Genomic DNA, 23302 nt, shown 5'->3' on the forward strand with positions numbered 1-23302 from the left:
AATTTTAAACCCAATATGCTTAAAAAATCCATCCTTTTTCTTTTTATACTGATTCAAGCCTTTGCTTTTGCCCAGACCCCGGCTAAGAAACTTGAGGCGGCATTCAACACCCTCCTCGCAGACCCCCAGGCAAAATATGCGCTGACCTCACTGTGCGTCCTTGACGCAACCAATGGCCAGACCATTTTCGCAAGAAATGAAAACATCGGCCTCGCTACCGCTTCAACTTTAAAGACCATCACCTCAGCAACGGCCTTCGCCTTGCTGGGCAAAGAATTTCAATACCAGACCACACTGGCTTACAGCGGAACCCTCGATGCAAACGGAACCCTCCACGGCAGCCTGATCATTATAGGCGGCGGAGACCCTACCCTGGGCTCCTGGCGTTACGATACGAGCAAAGAAAACATCATTCTCAACCAGTGGGTAACCGCGATAAAACAGGCAGGAATAAAAAAAATAGAAGGAAATATTATCGGAGACGACAGCCTCTGGGGCTCGCAGACCACCCCGGACGGATGGGTGTGGCAGGACATCGGCAACTACTATGGGGCCGGTGCGTCCGCATTGTCCTGGCGGGAAAACCAGTTTGACATTCATCTGAGGGCAAACAGCGCCAATGGCAGTGTTGCGATCCGGAAAGTCATACCTGAAATGCCCTACCTGAAGATCATCAATGAACTGAAAGCCGGGGCCCCGGGAACCGGAGACCGCGTGTATGCTTATCTTCCTCCTCTTGCCACTACAGCTTATCTGAGAGGAACCTGGGCCCTGGGAATTTCCAAGCCCGGCATTTCTGCCGCCTTGCCGGATCCTGCCTTTGATGCCGCATTCCGCTTGCAGGATACCCTGCGCCGTATCGGCATCTCCACATCAGCAGGACCAGCGACTACACGTCAGCTCAAAGCAGAGCAGCAACCCACTCCCCCCGTCACACAAAAGCTCAGCACCATCACCTCACCCACGCTAAGCCAGATCGTCTACTGGTTCAATAAAAAAAGCGTCAACCTCTATGGCGAACACCTGCTCAAAACACTGGCCTGGAAAGCCGGCAAAGAAGGCACCACCAGGAACGGGGCCGCTGAAGTAATCAATTACTGGACGGGCAAAGGCCTGGACAGGGACGCATTAAACATCATCGACGGCAGCGGGCTGTCACCCGGCACAAGGGTCACTACTTCAGCTATGGGCAGCATCCTGTTTCAGGCACAAAAAGAAAGCTGGTTTGCCGACTACTATGAATCTTTCCCTGAAAACAATGGCATGAAGCTTAAGAGCGGTTCCATCAATGATGTTTCCGCCTACGCGGGCTATTACACAGACCCCGCAGGCCGCAAATACATCGTTGTGATCAACATCAACAATTATTCCGGCTCAGGTATCAGCAGAAAGCTATTCAAAGTCCTGGATGCCCTGAAATAGCCAACATTCCACGCATATTCTTCCAATTGATATCATTTTTATTATCTTGAATCTGGTTTAAACAAAACATTGCCAGGATGAGAAACCCACATGCCCTATCCATTGTTAAAGCTGGTCTTTTAGCCGGGCTATTGGACATCCTCGCTGCATTTGCGACCTTCTACCTGAAGACCGGAAAAAACCCGGTCATCATTCTAAAGTTTATTGCCAGCGGAGTATTTGGCAACGCGGCCTTTTCAGGAGGAACGGAAATGACAATCCTTGGTCTGCTTTTTCACTTTATGATCGCGCTCCTCTTTGCCGCAATCTTCTTCCTCCTGGTTGCCCGGATACTTCCGGAAACCCCCGTTAAACTGTCAGCCGGCATTTTGTACGGCCTTTTCGTCTGGCTGGTCATGAACCTGATTGTTGTTCCGTTATCAGGCACACCCAAACAATCATTCCATTTACCTGACGCAATTCTAAATGCAGCAATCCTGATCATCTGTGTTGGACTGCCCATCTCCTACAGCTATTACCACAGCATCAGGGCTTCCAAATAAATCCTGCCGGATGGTTATTTATCTTTTTATTGATAAATTGCGGGAGTTTATAAAATCCCGTATCAACTGTTATCCGTCTTATGAAAAGATTCTTTCTCTTTTTATCCTGTATTTTAATCAGCAATTGCATCCTGGCACAAATGGCCCGGTCAGAATCTGCGGGCCTGACCGCAACTGCAGATCCTGCGATCAAAGCCCCTGAAATCGCCATCATACCAGAACCGGTATCCGTCATTAAAAATGAAGGTCATTTTGTACTGCCCGCCAATGTGGTCATCCAGTCGCCCGCGGCAGTTGAACTGAAACAGGCAGTTGCCTTCTTACAGGAAAGGTTGTCTGTGCCGACGGGCAGCTTTATATCCAATGTAAACACACATACAGCTACCGCAAATATAAAGCTGATCCTGAACGACAAGGTCAATCACCAATTGGGCAATGAAGGTTATCAGCTATCCATTACCCCAAATTTCATCACCATTAAAGCCAATAAAGCCGCGGGCTTATTTTATGGCATACAAAGCCTGATCCAGCTGTTCCCAAAAGAAATAGAGCACAAAGAAGCCGTTACCGGCGTAGACTGGATAGCGCCTTGTGTAGAAGTAACAGACTATCCGCGTGTAGGCTGGCGCGGCCTGATGTTTGACGTTGCCCGCCACTTTTTCACCAAAGCAGAGGTAAAGCAATACATCGATGCCATGGTGCGCTATAAGTACAATATCCTGCACCTTCACCTTACCGATGATGAAGGCTGGCGGATAGAGATCAAAGGTCTGCCTAAACTGACAGAAATTGGTGCCTGGAACGTCAAAAAAGTTGGTGAATTCGGAAACTTTATCCCTCCCACTGCTGATGAACCCCGCAACTATGGCGGCTTCTATACCCAGGAAGACATTAAGGAACTGGTGCAATATGCCAAAGAAAGATTTGTAAATATACTGCCGGAAGTTGATGTACCGGGCCATAGCCTGGCGGCAATAGCGTCCTATCCGGAGCTGTCGTGTACAGCCGGAGCGGAGAACTATCGTGTGCGGTCGGGCGAAAGAATTATGGACTGGTCAAGGGGCGCCCCACCCATCGCTCTGCTGGACAATACACTTTGCCCGGCCAATGAAAAGGTATACACCTTTTTAGATACCGTGATCACCCAGATCGCACAGCTTTTCCCTTTCGACTATATCCATATGGGCGGTGATGAAGCACCCATCAATTTCTGGGAAAAGAGCGATGCCATCAAAGCCCTGATGCAAAAAGAAGGGTTAAAAAACATGCACCAGGTACAAGGTTACTTTGAAAAACGCGTACAGAAAATCGTGGAGTCCAAAGGCAAGAAATTTATGGGCTGGGATGAGATCCTTGAAGGTGACATGTCGCCCAGTGCGGCAGTGATGAGCTGGAGAGGTACGAAATATGGCATAGAGGCCTCTAAAAAGAAACATGAAGTCGTCATGAGCCCAACCACCTACGCCTATCTCGATTACATGCAGGCCGATGCAATTACAGAACCAAAGGTCTACGCCTCACTGAGGTTAAGCAAGTCCTATGAATTTGATCCTATACCAGCCGGCGTTGACCCAAAATACATTAAAGGCGGCCAGGCCAACCTGTGGACAGAACAGGTATACAACATCCGCCAGGCCGAATACATGACCTGGCCAAGAGGTATGGCGATTGCAGAGTCCGTTTGGTCGCCCGCTGAAAAAAAGAACTGGAATAACTTCTTTGGCAAAGCAGAACAGCATTTCAAAAGACTGGACATCGCAGAGACCAAATACGCTCCGAGTGTCTATGACCCTATATTTACAGTTAGCCGCTCGGCAGATAAACAACTGCTGATCGAACTGAGCACCGAGGTCAGCGGTCTCGACATTTACTACAGTTTCGACAACTCCTTTCCTGATCGTTTCTATCCTAAATATACTGAGCCGCTCACTGCACCTAAAGACGCGACCACGCTGAAAGTAATTACGTACAGAGGCAAGGAAGCAGTTGGCCGGATGATGTCAATGCCGGTTGAAGAACTGAACAAGAGAGCCGGAAGGCGGTAAACATTGAGGTATTTCGTACACATTGGCTACAATGGCCAGAGATACAATGGCTGGCAGAAGCAGCCGGGAGTATTAAACGCCCAGGGTGTAATAGAGTTTGCACTTTCACAGACCCTTAAAACCCCCGTATTTGTCATCGGATGCGGGCGTACCGACGCGCATGTACATGCCAGTCAGTTCTTCTTCCATATGGACATTGAACAGGAATGGGACTTTGACCTCAGGTTCCGTCTCAACAAAGTATTGCCCCACAATATTGCTGTATTTGACATCATTCCGGTCGAAGCGCACCGTCATGCACGCTTTGACGCGGTGCTGCGTTCCTATGATTATTTCCTCCATACCTACAAAAACCCGTTCTTAAACGGACTTAGCTCCTATTACCTGTTAAGAGACCTGGACTTTGACAAAATGAAACAGGCCGCATCCATACTGCCCAATTACAAAGACTACAGGGCATTTTGCACCAGCCCGGACAAATATGAACACACCATTTGCAATGTGATGTCTGCTAGCCTGCTGATAGATGAAAATGGCGACAAACTCCGTTTCAGCATCTCTTCCAACCGCTTTCTGGGTAAGATGATCAGGATCATTATGGGACAATTGCTCAAGATCGGCAAAGGCGTACTGAGCGTAGACGAATTTGAAAATTACCTCATCACCAATACCATTCCAAAACTGATCACCCCGGCTCACCCGGAAGGACTTTATTTATCAAAAGTAAGCTATCCTTACCTGAACCTGCCTCCCCGTACCGACTTTGCCGCACCCTTTGTCCTCCCCTGAATATCCTGAGGACTACCATTTTACTATTGACAGTCTCACAAATAATAGGTAAATTTAATAGACCATTATAAAATAGGAGGCAAAATTATGACTGTTATTCAAAAAATTGAGCACTGGGGCGATCACCATCATGCCAAATGGCTTGACATCATCCGCATCGCATTAGGAATCCTGATCTTTAGCAAAGGCATTGCAATAGTCAGCAACACCGCAGCACTTCAGGACCTGCTGTTACAAAACAATGTATTTGGATTTTCCGGTCTGATGGCCAGTGCAGCCCTTCACATCGTCGGCTTTGTACACCTGGTAGGCGGCATTCTCATTGCCATTGGACTGGTTACCCGCTTCGCGGTGGTCATCCAGATCCCGATCCTGCTTTGTGCCGTATTCTTCGTAAACCTGTCCAACGGGTTTTCCGCACTAAACTCAGAACTATGGCTGTCCCTGATGGTATTGTTCCTGCTGATCTTATTTTGGGTAGTGGGTTCAGGGCCTTATTCTGTTGACCAGAACATGAAAACACGCCCTAACATTTTCAGATAAAATTTAATCTTTAGCTATAATTAAAGCACTCAAGGCATCGGCCGAAAGGTTGATGCCTTCTACAATCAGTTTTGCGCGCTTATAATAACCTTCCCGCTCCGCCAGTTTACCTTCAATAAAAGCAACCATTTGCGTTTCATTAAGATCCTTTAACAAAGGGCGCTTTTCTTTTCCTTTTTCCAGGCGTCTGGCCAGTGCTAAGGGCGGCATTTCAATATACACGGTGGTCCCGTTCGCATTCATCCAGTCCATGTTGTCAAAATAACAGGGAGCACCGCCCCCGGTTGCCACAATACAATTGGCGGGATAGTCAAATTCCTGCAGCGTTTTACGCTCCAGCTCCCGGAATGCCATTTCCCCGTTTGCCGAGAAATAATTCCCTATAGTAGTATCCGTCCGTTTTTCTATTTCCTGGTCCAGGTCAATAAAATCATAGCCAAGCTGTTTTGCCAGCTTCCTGCCCATTGTACTTTTACCGCAACCCATAAACCCGATTAGAAATACTTTCATCATTTAAGCCAGTTTTACCCTTGGATCAACCAGGGCGTACAACACGTCTACCAAAATATTAATGACTACAAATATAAAGGCAATGAACAATATAGAACCCATCACCACCGGAAAATCAGACATTTCCAATGCAGTAACCGTTGTACGGCCCAGACCATTGTATCCGAAAATGTATTCCACAAAAAAAGAGCCCGCCAGCAGGGAAGCAAACCAGCCCGAGATCGCAGTGATCACCGGATTTAACGCATTCCTCAAAGCATGCTTATAAATGATGATGTTCCGGCTCAGTCCCTTGGCACGGGCTGTTCTGATGTAATCCTGTGCCAGTACATCGAGCATGGCACTCCTGGTCAGCTGCACAATAATGGCCAGCGGTCGTAAACCCAGGGTGATCATAGGCAGCCATAAATTCTTCCATGTCATCACCTCGCCTTTAAAAGGGTCGTAGCTGTACAGGCTCCCTGACATGTTCAGGCCGGTATAGTCGCTCAGCACAAAGCCAAACAACCAGGCGATGATGATCCCCGCAAAAAAAGAAGGCGCAGAAATGCCCAGAATGGCAAAAGCATTTGCAGCCTTATCTATCCAGGTATCTTTATTTACTGCCGATACCACACCGAGAAATACACCGATCAGGGTAGCAAAGATCATGGCCGTCAGCGCCAGCACAAAAGTGTTGGGCACCGTTTCCTTCAATATGATCAGTACATCACGCTTCGTTTGATAAGAACGCCGCAGATAAGGCCATTTCAATGCCAGCACATCATCCCCGAGAGCGATCAGTTTCTGATAATGGTATTTTTCCTGGTCCGCCGCTGTATTTTCATGCAGCCCCAGGGGTGAAAGGTCATTCAGGTAAAGCATAAACTGTACAGGCCTCGACCGGTCCAGCCCAAACTCCTTGCGCACCGCTTCAAGCGAAGACACATCGGAGCGTTGGCCGAGCGTCATCCTCGCCGGATCTCCCGGCAAAATATTAAACAATACAAACACCACGATCACTACCCCCGCCATTACAGCAAATCCGTAGCAAAATTTCTTTATGGCGTAGTACAGCATCACTTATTATTTAGCGAAATAAGTTTTAGAAAGCTCATCAAACGAAGGTACCGCATTGTAGTGCCATTTGTTGACCACTACGCCATTCCTCATCAACAGCACACCCGGGCTAGCCCTGACCATACTTTTCAAAGGAACAGCATCCGCATAGAAAACCTCCATAAACAGTTTCATTTTCTTACTGTACTGATCGGCATCCTGAGCTGCACTGGAAGTCAGCAGCACCGTTCTGATGTTAAACTGCTCCGCAGCATTCAGTGCCAGCGCATTCATTTTCGCCATGCCTTCCGCATTCGCGTCATGCAGGTTATAAGAGACCACCAGAATATTATAATAAGGGTTTTCTATCAGTTCTTTGGTATAATCCGTACCGGAGGCATCGCTGATGATCAGGTCCTTGATCTTAGCCTGGTAGCCTTTTTTTACCAGTTTACTTTCCGGCGTACCAACGATTTCCCAGTTGTCATCTTTCCATATCTCTGTTTTCAGATAATCCTTATCATTCATGACCTTCGTCTCTCCGGAAACCTTATTTTTAAGGTTATACAGGATCGAATATTCATCAGGCTGCGCACCCGGCGGGATCTTCATGAGTTCAGGAATATTGGCCCCGACTTTATACGGAAGAAAATCAAGTACCGGAAGCCGGCTGTAAGTATATAAACTAAAGGCCAAGGACGCGATCAGCACAAAGGCAAACAAAGTGCGCTGCAACCCGGCATTACCAGTCACAGGCACGATCATTTCCTTGTGTATGAACAGGTAAATGATCATCAAAAGCAGAACAATGTCCTTAGAAAACGACTGCCATGGTGTAAGCGGGATCGCATCGCCAAAACAACCGCAGGAAGTAACTACCTTAAAGAACGCAGATGCAAAGGTCAGGATCGTAAAAAATATGATGACAACGAGCAATCCCATGGTCACTTGTTTGCGCCAGAAGCCAAACAGCAATAAGGCACCCAGCACGATCTCAAAGACGCATAGCAATATAGCAATACCCGTAGCCATACTGCTAAAGAAAGGCATATGGAATACCTCAAAATACTCTTCCAGCTTATAACCAAAACCAAGCGGGTCATTGGCCTTGATCAGGCCAGAAAAAATAAACAGGACGCCGACAAAGATCCTGCAAAAATTTAATAAAGTCCTTTTCATTTTATTTTACCCTCAGTTTAATCAAAGCAAAAACCGCATAGTTGAGCATATCCTGGTAATTGGCAGCCACACCCTCCGAAGCAAGGGTTTTGCCCATGTTGTCTTCAATCTGTTTCACCCTGAGTATTTTCATCAGAATGAGGTCAGTTAAAGAGCTGATCCGCATCTCTCTCCAGGCTTCTCCATAATCATGGTTTTTGGCAAACATCAGTTCTTTCGTCGCATTTACATAGGCATCAAACAGCTCCTGTACTTTCTCCGGATCAAGTTCATAAGGTTCATCCGGTCCAAGCCCCAGCTGCATCATCGCGATGACACAATAATTGACAATACCGATATATTCGGAAACAATGTCCTCCCCTACTTTTGATACTTTTTTTTCCTCCAGGGTACGGATACGCTGGGCCTTGATAAAGATCTGGTCAGTGATAGAAGCCGGCCGCAATATGCGCCAGGCTGTTCCGTAATCCTTGGTTTTTTTTAAAAACAGCGATCTGCAGACCGCTATTACTGAATCGAATTCTTGCGAAGTGTTAGTTGCCAATGCAAAAAAATTATTAAGTTTAATTTCTCTAAGTTTGTACTCAAACAATGGCTAAAGATACATTTTTAAACGCAAAACGCACACTTAACGTCAAAGGCAAACTGGTAGATCTTGCACTTCCGCGTGTCATGGGAATCCTCAACCTTACACCGGATTCCTTTTACAATGACAGCAGGGTGAGTACCGTTGACGATGCCCTGCGCAGAACAGAAGCCTTCCTGAATGAAGGAGCTTCGTTTATAGATATCGGCGCGTATTCCTCACGTCCCGGCGCAGCAGAAGTAAGTCCCGATGAGGAGCTGCAAAGACTGGTCCCGGTCATTGCTGCCATCACAAAAAAGTTACCTGAGGCACTGCTTTCCATAGATACCTTCCGGGCAAAGGTAGCCGCTGAAACTATCGCCGCCGGTGCACACCTCATCAATGACATCTCAGCCGGTGGCATGGATGAAGCCATGTTTGAAACCATCGCAGCGCTGCAGGTACCTTACATCATTATGCACATGAAAGGCACGCCGCAGACCATGCAGAAACAGGCCGTTTATGAGCACCTTACCCTGGAGATCATCGATTATTTCTCTGCAAAGATCGCCGAACTCAAAAAACTGGGCGTGCACGATGTCATCATTGATCCGGGCTTTGGCTTTGCAAAAACCCTTGACCACAATTATGAAGTGATGAGCCAGCTGCAGGACCTGCAGGTATTCGGGCTACCCATTCTCGCAGGTATTTCCAGAAAATCCATGATCTACAAGCTCCTGGGTACAACCGCCGGAGAGGCCTTAAACGGCACAACCGTGTTAAATACCATAGCCCTGTTAAAAGGCGCATCCATTTTGCGGGTCCACGATGTCAAAGCAGCCGCAGAATGCATTGCTTTAATAGAAAAGCTGCAGCAAAAATAATAATCCCTAACTTGGCGCCAATGAAAGGCTTAGACTTTGATTTCGATTTTCTGCACCTGACGATCACTGATTCGGTGGACATCATTCTGGTAGCATTGCTCATCTACTACATTTACAACCTGATCAAAAATACCATCGCCGTAAATCTTTTCCTCGGGATGGTGATCATCCTGGTGATCAACTGGCTGGTCGACCTGCTACAGATGAAACTGCTTTCCAGCATCATCGACTCTTTCATGAGCGTCGGCATCATCGCACTGATCGTGATCTTTCAGCCCGAGATCCGCAGGTTCCTGCTCCTTATCGGCAAAAACACCTTCCTGCAGCAGAACAAAGCCTGGTGGGGCTATCTTTTTGGCAGCAAGAACATAGAACGGGACAACCTGATCCGCATCAAGCCCATTATTGATGCCTGCAAGAGCATGAAGAAATCAAGGACAGGAGCATTGATGGTCTTTGTAAAATTCTATGACGACCAGCTCTTTGCCAACAGCTGTGAAGTCATGGACGCAAAGATTTCCAAACGCCTGCTCGAAAGCATTTTCCAGAAATACAGCCCGCTGCACGATGGCGCAGTCGTCATCGCCGAAAACAAGATCAGGAGCGCCAGCTGTATCCTGCCGCTTACCGACAACGACAAACTTCCGCCCCAGTTTGGTCTGCGGCACAGGGCAGGCATCGGAATTTCTGAAACAACAGATGCTGTGGCCGTGATCATATCAGAAGAGACCGGGGAGATCGCCTATGCCAAACAAGGACGTGTGCGGATGAATGTTTCCTTTGGGGAACTGGAAAAATTATTGAACAAGGATTTTTAAACCTGCTCCTCCTGCAGTTTCTTCTGGTAAGCCGACTTTGCTTCCAGGTCTTCCCTGGCAGATTCCCCAAAATAGATCAGGCCCAGAGCCTTACGCGAGCGGCCGGAACCATTTGCTCCCGCCTGATGTATGGTTAAAGAGTGGTGGATGATCAGATCTCCCGGATTGGCCGGAAAACTGATTTCTTCTTCCAGGTCTGCCGCAGTTCCAAAATCCGTTATGCCCTGCGAAAAACCCAGCGTTTGTGTTCTTCCATGAGGCCGCATTCCTTTCAGGTGAGATCCCCTGATGTATTTAACACATCCATTCTCTTCATCAGCCGGCTCCAGTGCCATCCACATCGTCACTGCAACTGAAGGGTTCAGCATAAAATAATAGCCATCCTGATGGGGCGGGGTCGGTTTCCCGATCAATGGAGGTTTATTGAAATATTCCAGTGTTTTGCCAATTACTTTATCCTCCAGCAAAAACGCTGCAAGGTCTTTAAACTTGCCCGTTGACAGCTTTTCTTTAAAAAAAGCATCGTAATCCTGAATATCTATCAGCTGTTTCAGCGTAGAAGCTTTCTTTTCTGGGCCTTCATAGAATACATGCCTGGCTTGCATAACCGGCACAATCTCCGTTATGACCCTGTCAAAGTTCTGTTTAATGGCTTCAACTTCGACAGGGCTGAGAAAACCCGGCAAAAACACATAACCGTCTTTAATAAAGTTTTCCCTGAGATCTTTTGTATGTTCCATAGCTGTTTGACTAGTACTAATTTAGCCAACATGTATGGAGGGACATGATACATTTATACCTAATTTTTATATATTCTTAGGATTAAAGGCACCATGCTCCCTGTCATTTTTATAATTTAGTGCATCGTCTTCCTTAGGGTTATCCCCTTCTATTGAAGTTTTTCCCTCTCTCATCTCCTTGATACTCAGATTCGAATCAATATTGTGCTCGCGCTTGTCCTCACGGCCTTTTAATTTATCTTCTTCATGACCTGAGAATCCGGGATCGACGTCACTATTTTCAAACTGCGCCTTGTTATTGTCCTGTTGCGTATTCATAATTACAAAGATTAATTGCTTGTTGCCTATACAACAAGCAGGCCAGCCTATAGTTTGGTCTTTAATCACGATACTGCTCAATACTTTACCACACTTCAGCAGATCAGCGTTTCAACGCGCTCCTGCTGCTCAGCACCCCGGTAATCACCACCATCAGGGAAATGATCAGGAAAAACAGCAGCACCGGCCACAGCGGCGGATTAAAGCTGGAAGCAAAAACAAACCTGGCCAGCGCCCAGCTGCCCCCGAGGGCCAGCAGCATACCAGCACCCGTAGCCACTACAGCCAAAAAAAAGTACTCTACAGCCGTAATCACCAGGATCTGGTTCCGGCTTGCGCCCAATGTGCGCAGCAGCAAACTTTCCTGAAGGCGCTGTGCCTTGCTGGTCAGCACCGAAGAGATTAAAACGATCCAGCCCGTCAGCATACTAAATGCTGCCATAAACCTGATCACAAAACTGATCTTTGACAGCAGCTCATCCAGTACCCTTAATATGAGCTTCAGGTCCAGCACCGAAACATTGGGAAAACTACGGACTACGGCCCCCTGATACTTTGCAGAAGCCTCATCGCCGGAAACCCTGGTCATCAATACGTGAAACTGCGGTGCTTCCTCGAGCACACCCCTTGGGAATACCACTCTGAAATTGGTCTGCATCCTGCTCCAGTTGACCTCCCGGATACTGCCCAGCACCGTCGGGATCAGCATGCCCTGTACATTAAACACGATCTTATCCCCAATCTCCGCATGAATACCTCTTGCATAATTTTCTTCCAGCGACACATAAACTATTCCATCCTTGTCTGCCTTACCATGCCATTTTCCTTTGATTACTTTTTCCGCAGCGGTAAGCGTATCCTGGAAAGTAACCCTCAGTTCGCTCCTGAACGCCCGTTGAGAGGGCTCAGTCCTGCCCGTTCCGCTGCCCGGCCCTCTCTGGGCCCCTTGTTCCATATCTGCTTTATTTGCCGTACTGTCTGCAGCAGCAAGATCAGCGGCAGTTTTACCGTTTATTTCTTCAATCCTCACCGTAATGATCGGCACCTGGTTCATCACCGGAAGGTGATGCGCCCTGGTCAGATGGGCAACGCCCTCTTTTTGCTCTGGCTGAATGTCAAACAATACCATATTCGGCTGGTTTGCCCCGGAAGATATGGTGACACGGTTGATCAGGATGCCCTGTACAAAAAACAAGGTAGCTATGAACAAGGTCGACAATCCTATAGACACCGTCAGTACCATGGTCTGGTTGTTTGGCCGGTAAAGATTGGCAAAACCTTGTCTCCACAAATAACTCAGGGAATCCGGCAGCGCTCCGCGCAGCAACCACATCAGCAATTTGGACACTGCAAACAACAATAAAAAAGCCAGCAAAACACCTCCTGTAAACATCGAAGCCTCCATCCAGCCGCCCATCTGCAACCAGGCAAAGACCAGTACAAAAAGTACGATGAACAGGTATATCAGCCATTGCAGCGGATCAGCAGCGCCCACCGAACGCTCAAAAGATCTCCTCAATGCATTCAAAGGCGAAATGCGCCGTACCGCCAATAAAGACGGCAAAGCAAACAGTATGGCAATCACCAAACCCAATACAAGTCCCTGCCCTATTGCCGGCCAGGAAATCTGCATGGTCAGTTCCACAGGAATAAAATCTTTCAGTACAGCCGGCAGCACAAACTGTATGGCCGTGCCCAGCAAACTACCGGTCACTGCACCGATCAAACCGATAAAAGCGATCTGGATCAGGAAGATCAAAAACGCCTCCGAAGCCTTCACACCCAGGCAGCGCAGCGTAGCAATGCTGTTCAGCTTCTCCCCGATGTACACATGAATGGCACTGCCCACACCGATACAACCGAGCAGCAAGGCAATAAATCCCGACAGTGACAAAAACCGGTTCACATCCCTGAACGACCGCCCTGTGTCCGCCTTCCTGCTTTCCACAGTCTCCGTATCGAGCCCTTCCTTGTCTGCCACCGGCTGTATCTTTTTCAGCACCCGGTCTACCTGCGAAGGGTCTTTATATTTGAAATAATATTTATACTGGATGCGGCTGCCAATTTTGGTCAGGCCGGTCTCTTCCAGGTACTTTAAAGGAATGTAAACAATTGGAGCTACAGTAGAAGACAAACCCGTTTGTCCGGGGGTCTTGTCCAGCGCGCCTGCGATCTCAAAGTTCAGCGCCCCTACTTTAATGGAATCGCCTGCCCTGGCATTGTACTGGAGCATCACGGTCCTGTCCACCAATGCCCTTCTGTCGTTCCTGAATCCTGAAGCCGCAGCAGCAGGTGTAGTTTCTATGGCTCCGTAATATGGATAATTTCCCTCCAAAGCCCTCACCTGTACCAGTCTGCTGCCCTGATTTTTCACAAAATACAGCATTGAAGCAAAGCTCCTTTCCGAAGAACGCTCATCGCCGAGCGTATCCAGCATGGCCTGCACCTTTTTACTGACTGGTTTTCTCGTATCCAGGATCAGGTCCGCGCCCGTCAGTTCTTTAGCCTGGTTGTCAATATCGCGCAGTAAATTGTCCTTGAAAGCGTAAACCGCCACCAAAGCCGCAATACCCACCACAATGGCCGAGATGAACAGCAGCAACCGCGACCTGCTGCGGCGGCTATCGCGCCAGGCCATTTTAAACAGCCAGCCCACGTCAGCCGATCTGCCGTTCAGTACCTTAAACTCCTGCATAAGTATCCGCTATAACTGTCCCGCTCTTTAATTTGATGACCCTCGAGGTCCTTGAGGCCAGATCCATATCGTGAGTCACAATGATCAGTGTAGTTCCGGCCTCCCGGTTGAGTTCAAAAAGCATTTTCTCAATTTTTTCCCCCGTTTCGCCATCCAGGTTACCCGTAGGCTCATCGGCAAAAAGCACCGCCGGACGGTTGGAAAAAGCCCTTGCCAGCGACACCCGCTGCTGCTCTCCTCCCGACAGCTGCACCGGGTAATGGTGCGAACGGTCTGCCAGCCCTACTTTGTCCAGCAGTTCCATAGCCCTCGCTTTTACATCTTTTTGTTTGCGCAGCTCCATGGGCACCATCACATTTTCCAGTGCGGTCAGCGTAGGCATCAGCTGGAAGTTCTGAAAAATAAAGCCCACATACAGATTTCGTACCGCAGCCCGTTCATCTTCGGTCAGGCCATCCAGTTTAATGTTGTTCAAAGCCACAGAACCCGAACTGGCCCTGTCCAGTCCCGCACAAATCCCCAGTAAGGTCGTTTTGCCGCTGCCCGATGGGCCTGTGATGGCCACCGTGGAGCCCTGCTGAATCGAAAAATCAATTTCTTTGAGCACCAAAAGCTCCTTTCCGGCGCTTTTATAAATTTTACTGACTTGCTGGACTTCGAGGATGGTTTCGGCAGACATAAAAAAAGATTTTAAACTTAACGCTGGAATTACCTGTTAAATATACAAGGTTCAACAAGTATTCCCTATTTTAGACCTACAGATTGCAGCTATGTTACGAACCAAGATAATACCCCTATTGATCCTTACAGCCATCATCTCTGGTTGCGGCAATGAACAGAAGAAAGATGCCGAAGCAGGAAAGCCGGCCAAGCGGCCTGCTGAAACCGTCCCTGGAAGCGAGGAGGCAGCTGCAAAACAGCAAAACATCCTCTTCTTTGGCACCAGCCTTACTGCCGGGTACGGTGTTGAACCAACTGAAGCCTACCCTGCACTGATCCAGAAAAAGATCGATTCTTTACACCTGCATTACAAAGTCATTAATGGCGGGCTAAGCGGCGAGACCTCCGCCGCCGGAAGAAACAGGATCGACTGGCTGCTAAAGCAACATATAGACATTTTTGTACTGGAGCTTGGTGCCAACGATGGATTAAGGGGCCTGCCCCTCAGGGAAACCCGGACCAACCTGCAGGCCGTGATCGACAAGGTCAAAAAGAAATATCCGAATGCCCAAATGGTCATGCTCGGCATGCAGATGCCGCCAAACCTCGGCGCTGATTATACCGCAGAGTTCAAAGCCCTGTTTAGCGACCTGGCCACCAAAAACAACATGACCTATGTGCCATTTCTGTTAGACGGCGTCGGCGGTGTCAGCAGGCTCAACCAGCAGGACGGCATCCACCCAACTGCCGAAGGTCATCAGATCCTGGCGCAAAACGTCTGGTCAAAACTGCAGGGGATTTTATAACGAGCTCCTGCTGTATTTACATTGCCGGTTTCTGAGTTCAGTTCCAGGGTCTTTTTTTAACTATTTTTATTTTTTCAATTGAATGCTTTTCGCATTTGCAGATCGGTATGCTGTTGAATTTCTTAGAATAATTGACCTGAAGATTAGCTTTTTAAACATCCTGCCGGATTATTTGTTATCATTAAACGAAGAACAGGTCCGCGAACATGATCTTTTCTTTGAAGATGAATCCAACCGTGATCAAAATGAAAAAGTCATTCCTTTTCCTTGCAGCGATACCCTGCATACTGGCCTGCAACAGCAACTCCAAAGACGAAACATCCTCCACCGATACAACCACTGTGGACACCACCGCAACCGGCTCTATTGCCCTCCCTGCGCCCGATACAAACGCCGCAATGACCAAATTCAGCAAAGTCATCGGCTGGCCTGAAGGCAAAACGCCTATTGCACCGGATGGCTTTACTGTCACCAAATTTGCGAGTAATTTTAAAAGCCCCCGCAGCATCTACCTAGCCCCTAACGGCGACATCTTTGTGGTCTTATCTAATTCGGAGCGTTCACTCAAAGAAAAAGTGGCCGGGGCCATTACCGGTAAATCCAAATCAGAAGTAGCCGGTCAGAGTGCCAATACTGTTGTACTGCTCCGCGATGCCAACAAAGACGGCGTAGCCGAATTGCAGACCAATTTCCTTGGCGGCCTTAACCAGCCTTACGGTGTTCTGATCATTGGCGATTCCTTTTATGCAGCCAATACCGATGGACTATGGAAATACCCTTACAAAACCGGTGACACCAAAATCACCGCTTCCGGCACTAAAATCCTGGAACTTCCCGCAGGCGGCTACAACAACCACTGGACCCGGAACCTGATCGCCAATGCCGACAACTCCAAAATCTATATAGCCGTCGGATCAGGCAGTAATGCCGGCGAGAACGGTATGGAAAACGAGATCCGCAGGGCGGCTATCCTGACCGTAAACCCTGACGGCACCGGCGAAACGGTCTACGCCAGCGGACTCAGAAATCCAGTAGGTATGGACTGGGCACCCGGCACAAATACACTCTGGACCTCCGTAAACGAACGTGACGGCCTGGGCGACGACCTGGTTCCCGATTACATTACCAGCGTTAAAGAAGGCGGCTTTTACGGCTGGCCTTATTCCTATTTCGGCAGGCATGAAGACCCGCGGCTAAAAGGACAAAAACCGGAGCTTGTAGCCGAGGCCATCGTGCCTGATGTGGCCGTCGGCGCGCATACCGCATCTCTTGGCCTGGCTTTCTACAATGGCACCATGTTTCCCCAGGAATACCGAAATGGGGCATACATAGGTCAGCATGGTTCCTGGAACAAGTCTACACTTGCGGGCTATAAAGTCGCCTTTGTTCCCTTCAAAAACGGCAAACCCAACGGGGTACCGGAAGACTTCCTGACCGGCTTTATCGCCAATGAAGATAAAGGTGAAGTATACGGCAGGCCGGTCGACGTCGCTGTTGCGCCCGATGGGGCATTGCTTGTAGCAGATGACGTAAGCAGCACGGTCTGGCGGGTCGCGGTGAAATAAAGTATTGCTCCCTTTAACCTTAACCAGAGAATAAATTACTTCCAATCGCTCATTCATGCGCGACAAATATGAAAAACACCTCACTCAGGAGATAGATGAATATCTTGCGGTGCTCTATTTTTCAAAATTTTCCGTATCTTTAACTAACTCTTAATTAGCCTAAGTTTTTCCTGGATTCTTCATGTCTTCTACCCGGGTGGTACCTGAGTAGCAGATGCGTTCGTACTGACTACGCCATGGGTACGGGGTGAGTACGCCCTGAGTACGCCTTTTTCCTGAAAAAAGGCGTACTCAGGGCGTACTCAATGCCTGATCGATGCAGACTCAGTACGAACGCAAATAGAACCCAGGGTAGACTCAGGTGCTATGGACAATTAACTTATTATAAAAACTATGGGAAAATTTGATGGAAAACACATCAGGGGACTAGTGGGGAACCTGATCAGCAGAAAAACAAAAGACGGGCTTGTGCTACAAATGGCACCTATCCGGGTAAAGCAGAGCAAAGATACTAAAAAAGCACAAAAAGTCTTTGGACAAGGCAGTGTTCTGGCCGGTGCAATAAGGAGAGGGCTGCGCTTCATTATTCATGACAGAAACGACAGCGGGATGGTCAATCGTTTCAACACGCCGGTAAGAGACGTACTGAAACAATGCTTCAATAAGCAAACAGAGCAGTACAGTTTTCAGGAAGACAGCTTTGAACGGCTGACAGGATTTGAATTTAACATCAAATCCTTACTGATCAACAGTCTGCTGGTAAAGCCCGAACTCCATTTAAACGGGGTAGTACTAAAAGTCAGTATACCCGAGATCGTAGTTCCAAAGGAACTAAAGTTTCCGGGCAGTACAAATCAATGTGAACTCGTTGTCTCTGTAACGATGATCGCGCTCCATGAACGCCGGTACAAAGACCTGGATCCGGAAATCATCGAAATCAACAGCAATCAGGAGCTGTCCCCCGCTAAGGAATTTGAATTTGAAGTCAGTGAGGGCTGCTTATGCGTAGCCGGTATCGGCTTGCGTTATTTTAAAGTTCATAATAACATGAAGGCAATGTTTAACAGCGATGACTTCAACCCTGCCAATGTCTGCGGAGCAGTTGTTACACCAGGGGTGTTCACAGTGCCACCGCCAGAAGTAAATGGCAATACAATTAAAAACTCCGGATGGGCCATTGTGGATAAACTAAAACTCACAGCAGCAGAGTAAAGTCAATCTGTGTAAAACGAAAACAGCAGAAACAAAAAAGAGGAGCTTCCGCTTAGGGAGAACTCCTCTTTTTTGTTTTCTGTTAAAGGCTTAACCTGAATCTAGCAATACTGCTCAAACGCACCGATCAAACTGTCGGCGATCATTTGTGCCGGGCGGCCTTCAATCTGATGACGCTCGATCATGTGAACAAGTTTGCCGTCTTTAAACAGTGCCATTGATGGTGACGAAGGTGGAAAAGGAACCATATAACCTCTTGCCCTGTCTACTGCATCTTTTTCCATACCTGCAAAAACGGTTACCAGTTTGTCCGGGTGTTTTTCGTTTGCTGCCGCCAGCCTTGCTGCCGGACGTGCGTTTGCGGCTGCGCAGCCGCAAACTGAGTTTACGACCACAAAAACAGTTCCCTCACCGGTGATGGCCTGGTCAACTTCCGCTGCTGTTTTCAATTCTTCAAAACCTACCTTGGTCAGTTCCGCACGCATTGGCTCAACTAAATATTCTGGATACATATGCTTTAATATTTTATATTTCTTCCTCTTTGAGTATACAAAGGTACTGCGCTTGCATTTAGCATCAAAGCGTTGGCGGTAAGACAAATATAGTTTTGACCTTCAAATTACTTTGAACAATTCTGGAAAACGGGCATTCATCTGGCTCTAGCGATCATTTTTTTGCTTTGCCTTTCTTGCCAAACTGCCTTGGGTAATAAGAGATTGTGGTCATAAAATATTGCTTCAGTACATTTTGGGTACCGATGGTAAAACTGTTGGCATCGCCATAGTTGATCACACTGGTGTTCTGCCTCAATAAATCCAGCGCCGCAAATTTAATCTCCGCATTGTTGCCTTTAAGAAAGCGATAGACCATGTTTGCATTCCATATGGTATAAACAATGTCTTTAGCATTAGAAGAGGTGCTTGTATTGTTACTGATATTGCTGTTCAATGTCAGCTTCTTGGTGATGTTATAGCTGGCAGTTAAGGTTGTTCCAACATTTTTACCGCTGTACTGCGTGTTAAAAGCCTCCTGTTTTGATTTATAGGTAGTCCATGACTGACTAAGCGCTACTGCCAGATAACTCTTGTAGGTGTAATTTATACCACCGGTAGAATAGGTATTTAGGTTACTCGAATACGTAAATACACCGTTGGTGTAACCCGGGTTTCTCCCCGTATTGAAGTTACCATATAAATTAAACTGAAATTCAGAGGTCTTAAGTTTATAGGTCTTCCGGATACTGGCTTCACCATTTAGATACTTATTACCGTCTGCATTAACCAAATACACCGTTCTCCTGTTTTGTTCATCGATCAGCAAACTGTCAACAATATTATTGGCATTCAATCCTGCCCTCAACGTAAAATTATAGTTAAGCGTGTTCTTGTTGCGTTGATCATAGCTGTAAAAGCTGAAGGATAATTCACGCTGTACCACTTCTTTCAGGTTAATATTGCCCCTCCTCAGATTAAATATATCGGTACTGTCAGTGAGCGGGGCGAGCTGATTGATATCAGGTATCCTCATTGTTGTCCTGTAATCCAGGGAGTATTGTCTTGATGTTTCCCCATACTGATTGTTATAGAAAGTAATGCCTGCATCCGGGGCAAACTGGCTGTAAGAACGTTTCAGGTTTTGGAAAGACCGGTCCGATTGATTATCCTGGTTAATTAACAGCATCTTCGGATGGAAAGCGAAATCAAGATTCTTGTAATACCTGTTGGACATGCTTTTAGAGAAACCTCTGGATATTTTCAGTCCGGGTGTTTCCTCAATCACATTGGTTGTTACTTTATTGTTCAAATAGGCGTTGGTACGGTAAACATTGCTAAGCGTATCCAAATCCTGCACCCTGTTGTCGTTTTTATCTGAGTTAAGCAGCAATCTGTTTGTCAGGTCAAAGGTCAGCCGCGAGTATTTTTTGTTGCCAAAGATCAACCCTTTCACATCCCGTATGGTTAAATTAAGTTCCTGCCTAAAACCATCTGATAAGGTATTGTACTTTCTGTTAAACTTCTGGTTGGCAGCTGTACCTGTGAAAGATTTAAACTCGGTCAGATTCAAACGCTCACTTTCGTTGTTGTAGGTGTTTAAGCGGTAATCTGCATCAAAGCCCCTAAACCGCGTGTCCTGTGTGATGATATAGGGAGAATAGCGGTAATTACCACCAAATCTAAAACTCTTATTATTGTAGTTCCCGGTATTCATGGAGTTGTTTGTACTGGTCAGTACATCCTGCAAATTCGTAGCCCTTCTAAAAGTTTGATTTACGTTATCGCCCTGATTAAAGTTTACCTCCTGAGAGAAATTCAGATTATGGCCTTTTTTCGCATACTCATAGCTGGAATCAAAACGTTGGGTGGTATTAGAGGATTGATTGTCGGTATTGCTGTCCTCAATTACCTTATCCGTACTGTTGACAGAGGTAGTCGTCTTGGAATCGGCCAGGTAATTGGTATTTTTGCCCTGTAAAAAGTAATTTGATTTCAGGGTGTTTTTAAGCTCCCAAGTAGGTTTTTCTATAAAATTGTAGGTAAAGTTTGCCCCGAGTGCGCTGGGCCGCGTGATCCCCTCTGCCCGAAAGTCTGGCTGGTACTCCACATTGGTACCAACCCCCTTAAACGTACTGTTAGACTGGAGTTCGCCGGTATTGTCGGCGATCTTGTTGATGTTGTTTATGGCACCAACAACGGCCAGCTGCATCTTGGGTGTAAACATGTTGATACTAGCATCCGTTTCAAAACGCCCGTCTGTTCCATAACCAGCGCCTATCTTTCCAAAAAAGCCAACCTCTTTGCCCTTTTTGAGTTTAATGTTCATTTCCAGTGTAGAATCTGCGGGATTGGTACTTTGCTGATTCCTTGATTTATTGTAGACCTGTATTTTCTGTACTGCATTTTTGGCGAGGTTTTGCGTAGCCAGCTTCATGTCACCCCCAAAAAAGGACTTTCCATTTACCAGTAAGCTTTTAACCTCCTTACCGTTCACAGTAATCTGTCCGTCTCCCCATAGGGTGATGTTGGGTATCTGCCTCAGCAAATCCTCCACCACAGCATTACTGTCTAACTTAAAAGCCGCAGCATTAAATTCTAACGTATCACCATTCATACTAATCGGGGGCACAGTGATCACTACGTCTTTCAAAAGGATATCCCTTCGGCTGGCAACGATGGTCTGCAGGTCAATGGTATTTTTACCCGCAGGTATCGTAAATGTCTTCCTTGAAGTCGCATAACCGATGTTGCTGACATCGAGCCTGAGCAGCACATTTACGGGCAGGTTTTTAAAACTAAATTCGCCGTAGTTATTGGTTACCTGGTAGCTCAATAAGGTGCTGTCGGCAGATTTATAGACAGATACTGTAGCAGATTTTAGCACATAGTTCTGTGCCGTATCCCTGACAATGCCCTTTGCAGTTCCAGGATTTACAGCCGCTTGCTGCGCATTGAGCGTAAAACAGGCAATGCTGAGCAAAATACCCAGCGTTACAGAAGTTAATTTAAACATGGAGCGTTAGAATTTCTTTGGTTTTAATTTGATAATTATCGGGTTACTTTTCTTGTTTTGTGTTTTAAAATATTCGGTTATAGCAGCATTGTACTTCCTGTTTTTATCTTCATTTTGTTCTTTAGCGGTAAAGAGCGTCAGGGAAGAATAACTGGTGTAAAAATATTCAGGGGTTACCAGGTGGAACCCTTTATTGGTAAAGTCGTATTGCGATGCCAGATCCGTAACCGGCAAAAACTGCGAAGTAGAATCAGGCTCAATATCTGCAAGAGAGGTCAGCTCAGCTGTTTTCAGATTATAGATAAAAGCTTTCTTCTCGTCGCGGCTCCAGTTCCAGTTCCTCACCTGGAAATACAGGTTATTATAATGCAGGTAACTGTTGGTCAGCTCAAAAAAAACATCCCTGTTCTTTTCGTAGTAGTCATAGCCCTTGCCTTTGTAGATTGGGTTGGTATCATAATCCATAGGAAGGGAATTTACGGCAGGAAACAGGATCCGGTAAGCCAGGGATAGCTTTTTAGACGTCAGCTTGTAGATATTATAATAGAAGTTTTTGATAAAAAGAAATTCATCAGGATTGCCATAGTCGTATATACGGCCACCATGCCACCGCTCATCGCCCTTATGATCTGAATTTCTATAGGGGAAATAACTCTCTACCCGCTTGCCATCCTTCAATAAGCTGATGTTATAGTAAATGCTGTCTTTACCACTTTCCTCTAAAAAGGCCTGGTCTATAATTGTACCATCGCTAAACTTCTTATAATTGGTATAGTCCTTCTCTTTTGTTTTATCTTTATTAACAGGTACTTTCCTGATTAACTTTGCGGTTAAATCAAAATAATAGATTTGCTTACCTGAAGAAATCTCAATCAGCGTTTGACCATCTTCCTTTTTAATATTAAAGCCATAGAAACTCTGATCTTTAACTTTAGGATCTTTCTCTATTTTACTGGCGTTAATTTTAGCTACATATTTACCAGCATTAGTAAAAATCAAAACGGCTTTGGTTTCCCAGTCGTAAATTATATAATGTTCATCGGTTACTTTCAGCTGCTGGATAGCGCCGAAGAGGCTTTCCTTAGTTGTTTCCAGTGGTGTAAAGGTAACTTCATCAAAAAATTGGGAGACGCTCGCGCCCCTGGCTGCAAAAGGATCAATACGGAGCGTCCGCATTCCGGTGCTGTCGACTTTACTGGCCTGGGCCATCATACGGCCACACAAAAAGGTACAAATGATTAAACTGCTGAGAGCGAATTTTAACATACGGGTTGAATTGGTTTCTAAATATACAGATTTCCAAAAGACTAATCCCGTTTTTGCGGCGAGGGGGTCTATTTTTAACACTAATTAACATCGATGGTGTGACATGCCCGCCAATGCTGCATTACAATTCATAAGCACCCGGATGATTTTCTTTAAGGTATCCGTAAAACATATAGTCAGATTAAAGTACTTAAAACA

21 protein-coding genes are annotated in these 23302 nt (G+C 46.6%); 10 read left to right on the forward strand and 11 right to left on the reverse strand.

Annotation, left to right across the window (positions count from 1 at the left end):
• Window positions 1-15: 15 nt before the first annotated feature.
• From dacB to QEP08_RS17665, 5 genes are all read left to right on the forward strand, one after another.
• A complete protein-coding gene (dacB, locus tag QEP08_RS17645; RefSeq protein WP_285059950.1) occupies window positions 16-1422 on the forward strand; it encodes a D-alanyl-D-alanine carboxypeptidase/D-alanyl-D-alanine endopeptidase in 1407 nt (468 codons plus the stop codon).
• A gap of 77 nt (window positions 1423-1499) precedes the next feature.
• Window positions 1500-1964 (forward strand): DUF1440 domain-containing protein, encoded by a 465-nt coding sequence (locus tag QEP08_RS17650; protein ID WP_285059951.1) that lies wholly within the window; start codon window positions 1500-1502, stop codon window positions 1962-1964.
• 80 nt (window positions 1965-2044) lie between these two features.
• Window positions 2045-4009, forward strand: a complete 1965-nt coding sequence (locus QEP08_RS17655) for a beta-N-acetylhexosaminidase (protein WP_285059952.1) — start codon at window positions 2045-2047, stop codon at window positions 4007-4009.
• Between the two features lie 3 nt (window positions 4010-4012).
• The gene (gene truA, locus QEP08_RS17660; RefSeq protein WP_285059953.1) at window positions 4013-4798 is read left to right on the forward strand and encodes a tRNA pseudouridine(38-40) synthase TruA; all 786 of its coding nucleotides are present in this window, start codon (window positions 4013-4015) and stop codon (window positions 4796-4798) included.
• Between the two features lie 87 nt (window positions 4799-4885).
• Window positions 4886-5341, forward strand: a complete 456-nt coding sequence (locus QEP08_RS17665; RefSeq protein WP_285059954.1) for a DoxX family protein — start codon at window positions 4886-4888, stop codon at window positions 5339-5341.
• Between the two features lie 3 nt (window positions 5342-5344).
• Here the strand turns inward: QEP08_RS17665 and QEP08_RS17670 are convergent, their stop codons facing one another.
• The 4 genes from QEP08_RS17670 to QEP08_RS17685 are packed head-to-tail and all read right to left on the reverse strand — an operon-like array spanning window position 5345 to window position 8612.
• A complete protein-coding gene (locus QEP08_RS17670) occupies window positions 5345-5854 on the reverse strand; it encodes a shikimate kinase (RefSeq protein ID WP_349019050.1) in 510 nt (169 codons plus the stop codon).
• Complete coding sequence (locus QEP08_RS17675; RefSeq protein WP_285059955.1) at window positions 5855-6910, reverse strand: ABC transporter permease; 1056 nt, start codon at window positions 6908-6910, stop codon at window positions 5855-5857.
• 6 nt (window positions 6911-6916) lie between these two features.
• Window positions 6917-8068: a BT_3928 family protein gene (locus QEP08_RS17680; RefSeq protein ID WP_285059956.1), complete on the reverse strand. Its 1152-nt coding sequence runs from the start codon at window positions 8066-8068 to the stop codon at window positions 6917-6919.
• A gap of 1 nt (window position 8069) precedes the next feature.
• Entirely contained in the window at window positions 8070-8612 is a 543-nt protein-coding gene (locus tag QEP08_RS17685; RefSeq protein WP_285059957.1) for a DUF1599 domain-containing protein, read from the reverse strand.
• A 47-nt stretch (window positions 8613-8659) separates the two neighbouring features.
• On the opposite strand from QEP08_RS17685, the gene folP reads away from it, so the two are divergent.
• Complete coding sequence (gene folP / locus QEP08_RS17690; RefSeq protein WP_285059958.1) at window positions 8660-9517, forward strand: dihydropteroate synthase; 858 nt, start codon at window positions 8660-8662, stop codon at window positions 9515-9517.
• 20 nt (window positions 9518-9537) lie between these two features.
• Window positions 9538-10335, forward strand: coding sequence for a diadenylate cyclase CdaA (cdaA, locus tag QEP08_RS17695; protein WP_285059959.1), 798 nt, complete (start codon window positions 9538-9540; stop codon window positions 10333-10335).
• Here the strand turns inward: cdaA and QEP08_RS17700 are convergent.
• From QEP08_RS17700 to QEP08_RS17715, 4 genes are all read right to left on the reverse strand, one after another.
• Entirely contained in the window at window positions 10332-11075 is a 744-nt protein-coding gene (locus tag QEP08_RS17700) for a phytanoyl-CoA dioxygenase family protein (RefSeq protein WP_285059960.1), read from the reverse strand. The two genes, cdaA and QEP08_RS17700, sit on opposite strands and share 4 nt — an antisense overlap.
• 66 nt (window positions 11076-11141) lie before the next feature.
• Window positions 11142-11393, reverse strand: coding sequence for a hypothetical protein (locus QEP08_RS17705; protein ID WP_285059961.1), 252 nt, complete (start codon window positions 11391-11393; stop codon window positions 11142-11144).
• Window positions 11394-11496: 103 nt separating this feature from the next.
• Window positions 11497-14088 (reverse strand): ABC transporter permease, encoded by a 2592-nt coding sequence (locus tag QEP08_RS17710; RefSeq protein ID WP_285059962.1) that lies wholly within the window; start codon window positions 14086-14088, stop codon window positions 11497-11499.
• Entirely contained in the window at window positions 14075-14767 is a 693-nt protein-coding gene (locus tag QEP08_RS17715; RefSeq protein ID WP_285059963.1) for an ABC transporter ATP-binding protein, read from the reverse strand. Before QEP08_RS17715 ends, QEP08_RS17710 begins: the two co-directional genes overlap by 14 nt.
• Window positions 14768-14858: 91 nt before the next feature.
• Here QEP08_RS17715 and QEP08_RS17720 point away from each other — a divergent pair, with 91 nt between their 5' ends.
• The 3 genes from QEP08_RS17720 (at window position 14859) to QEP08_RS17730 (ending at window position 18331) form a co-directional block, all read left to right on the forward strand.
• Window positions 14859-15554: an arylesterase gene (locus QEP08_RS17720; RefSeq protein ID WP_285059964.1), complete on the forward strand. Its 696-nt coding sequence runs from the start codon at window positions 14859-14861 to the stop codon at window positions 15552-15554.
• 245 nt (window positions 15555-15799) lie between these two features.
• Entirely contained in the window at window positions 15800-17119 is a 1320-nt protein-coding gene (locus QEP08_RS17725) for a PQQ-dependent sugar dehydrogenase (protein WP_285059965.1), read from the forward strand.
• Between the two features lie 393 nt (window positions 17120-17512).
• On the forward strand, window positions 17513-18331 hold the full coding sequence (locus tag QEP08_RS17730; RefSeq protein ID WP_285059966.1) for a hypothetical protein: 819 nt from the start codon (window positions 17513-17515) through the stop codon (window positions 18329-18331).
• 101 nt (window positions 18332-18432) lie between these two features.
• On the opposite strand, the gene QEP08_RS17735 is transcribed toward QEP08_RS17730, so the two are convergent.
• The 3 genes from QEP08_RS17735 to QEP08_RS17745 form a co-directional block, all read right to left on the reverse strand.
• Window positions 18433-18843, reverse strand: a complete 411-nt coding sequence (locus tag QEP08_RS17735; RefSeq protein WP_285059967.1) for a BrxA/BrxB family bacilliredoxin — start codon at window positions 18841-18843, stop codon at window positions 18433-18435.
• Between the two features lie 154 nt (window positions 18844-18997).
• Window positions 18998-21838: a carboxypeptidase-like regulatory domain-containing protein gene (locus QEP08_RS17740; RefSeq protein WP_285059968.1), complete on the reverse strand. Its 2841-nt coding sequence runs from the start codon at window positions 21836-21838 to the stop codon at window positions 18998-19000.
• A gap of 6 nt (window positions 21839-21844) precedes the next feature.
• The gene (locus tag QEP08_RS17745; RefSeq protein WP_285059969.1) at window positions 21845-23104 is read right to left on the reverse strand and encodes a DUF4934 domain-containing protein; all 1260 of its coding nucleotides are present in this window, start codon (window positions 23102-23104) and stop codon (window positions 21845-21847) included.
• Window positions 23105-23302 lie beyond the last annotated feature (198 nt).

Source organism: Pedobacter ginsengisoli, from assembly GCF_030244015.1.
Taxonomy (GTDB): domain Bacteria; phylum Bacteroidota; class Bacteroidia; order Sphingobacteriales; family Sphingobacteriaceae; genus Pedobacter; species Pedobacter ginsengisoli.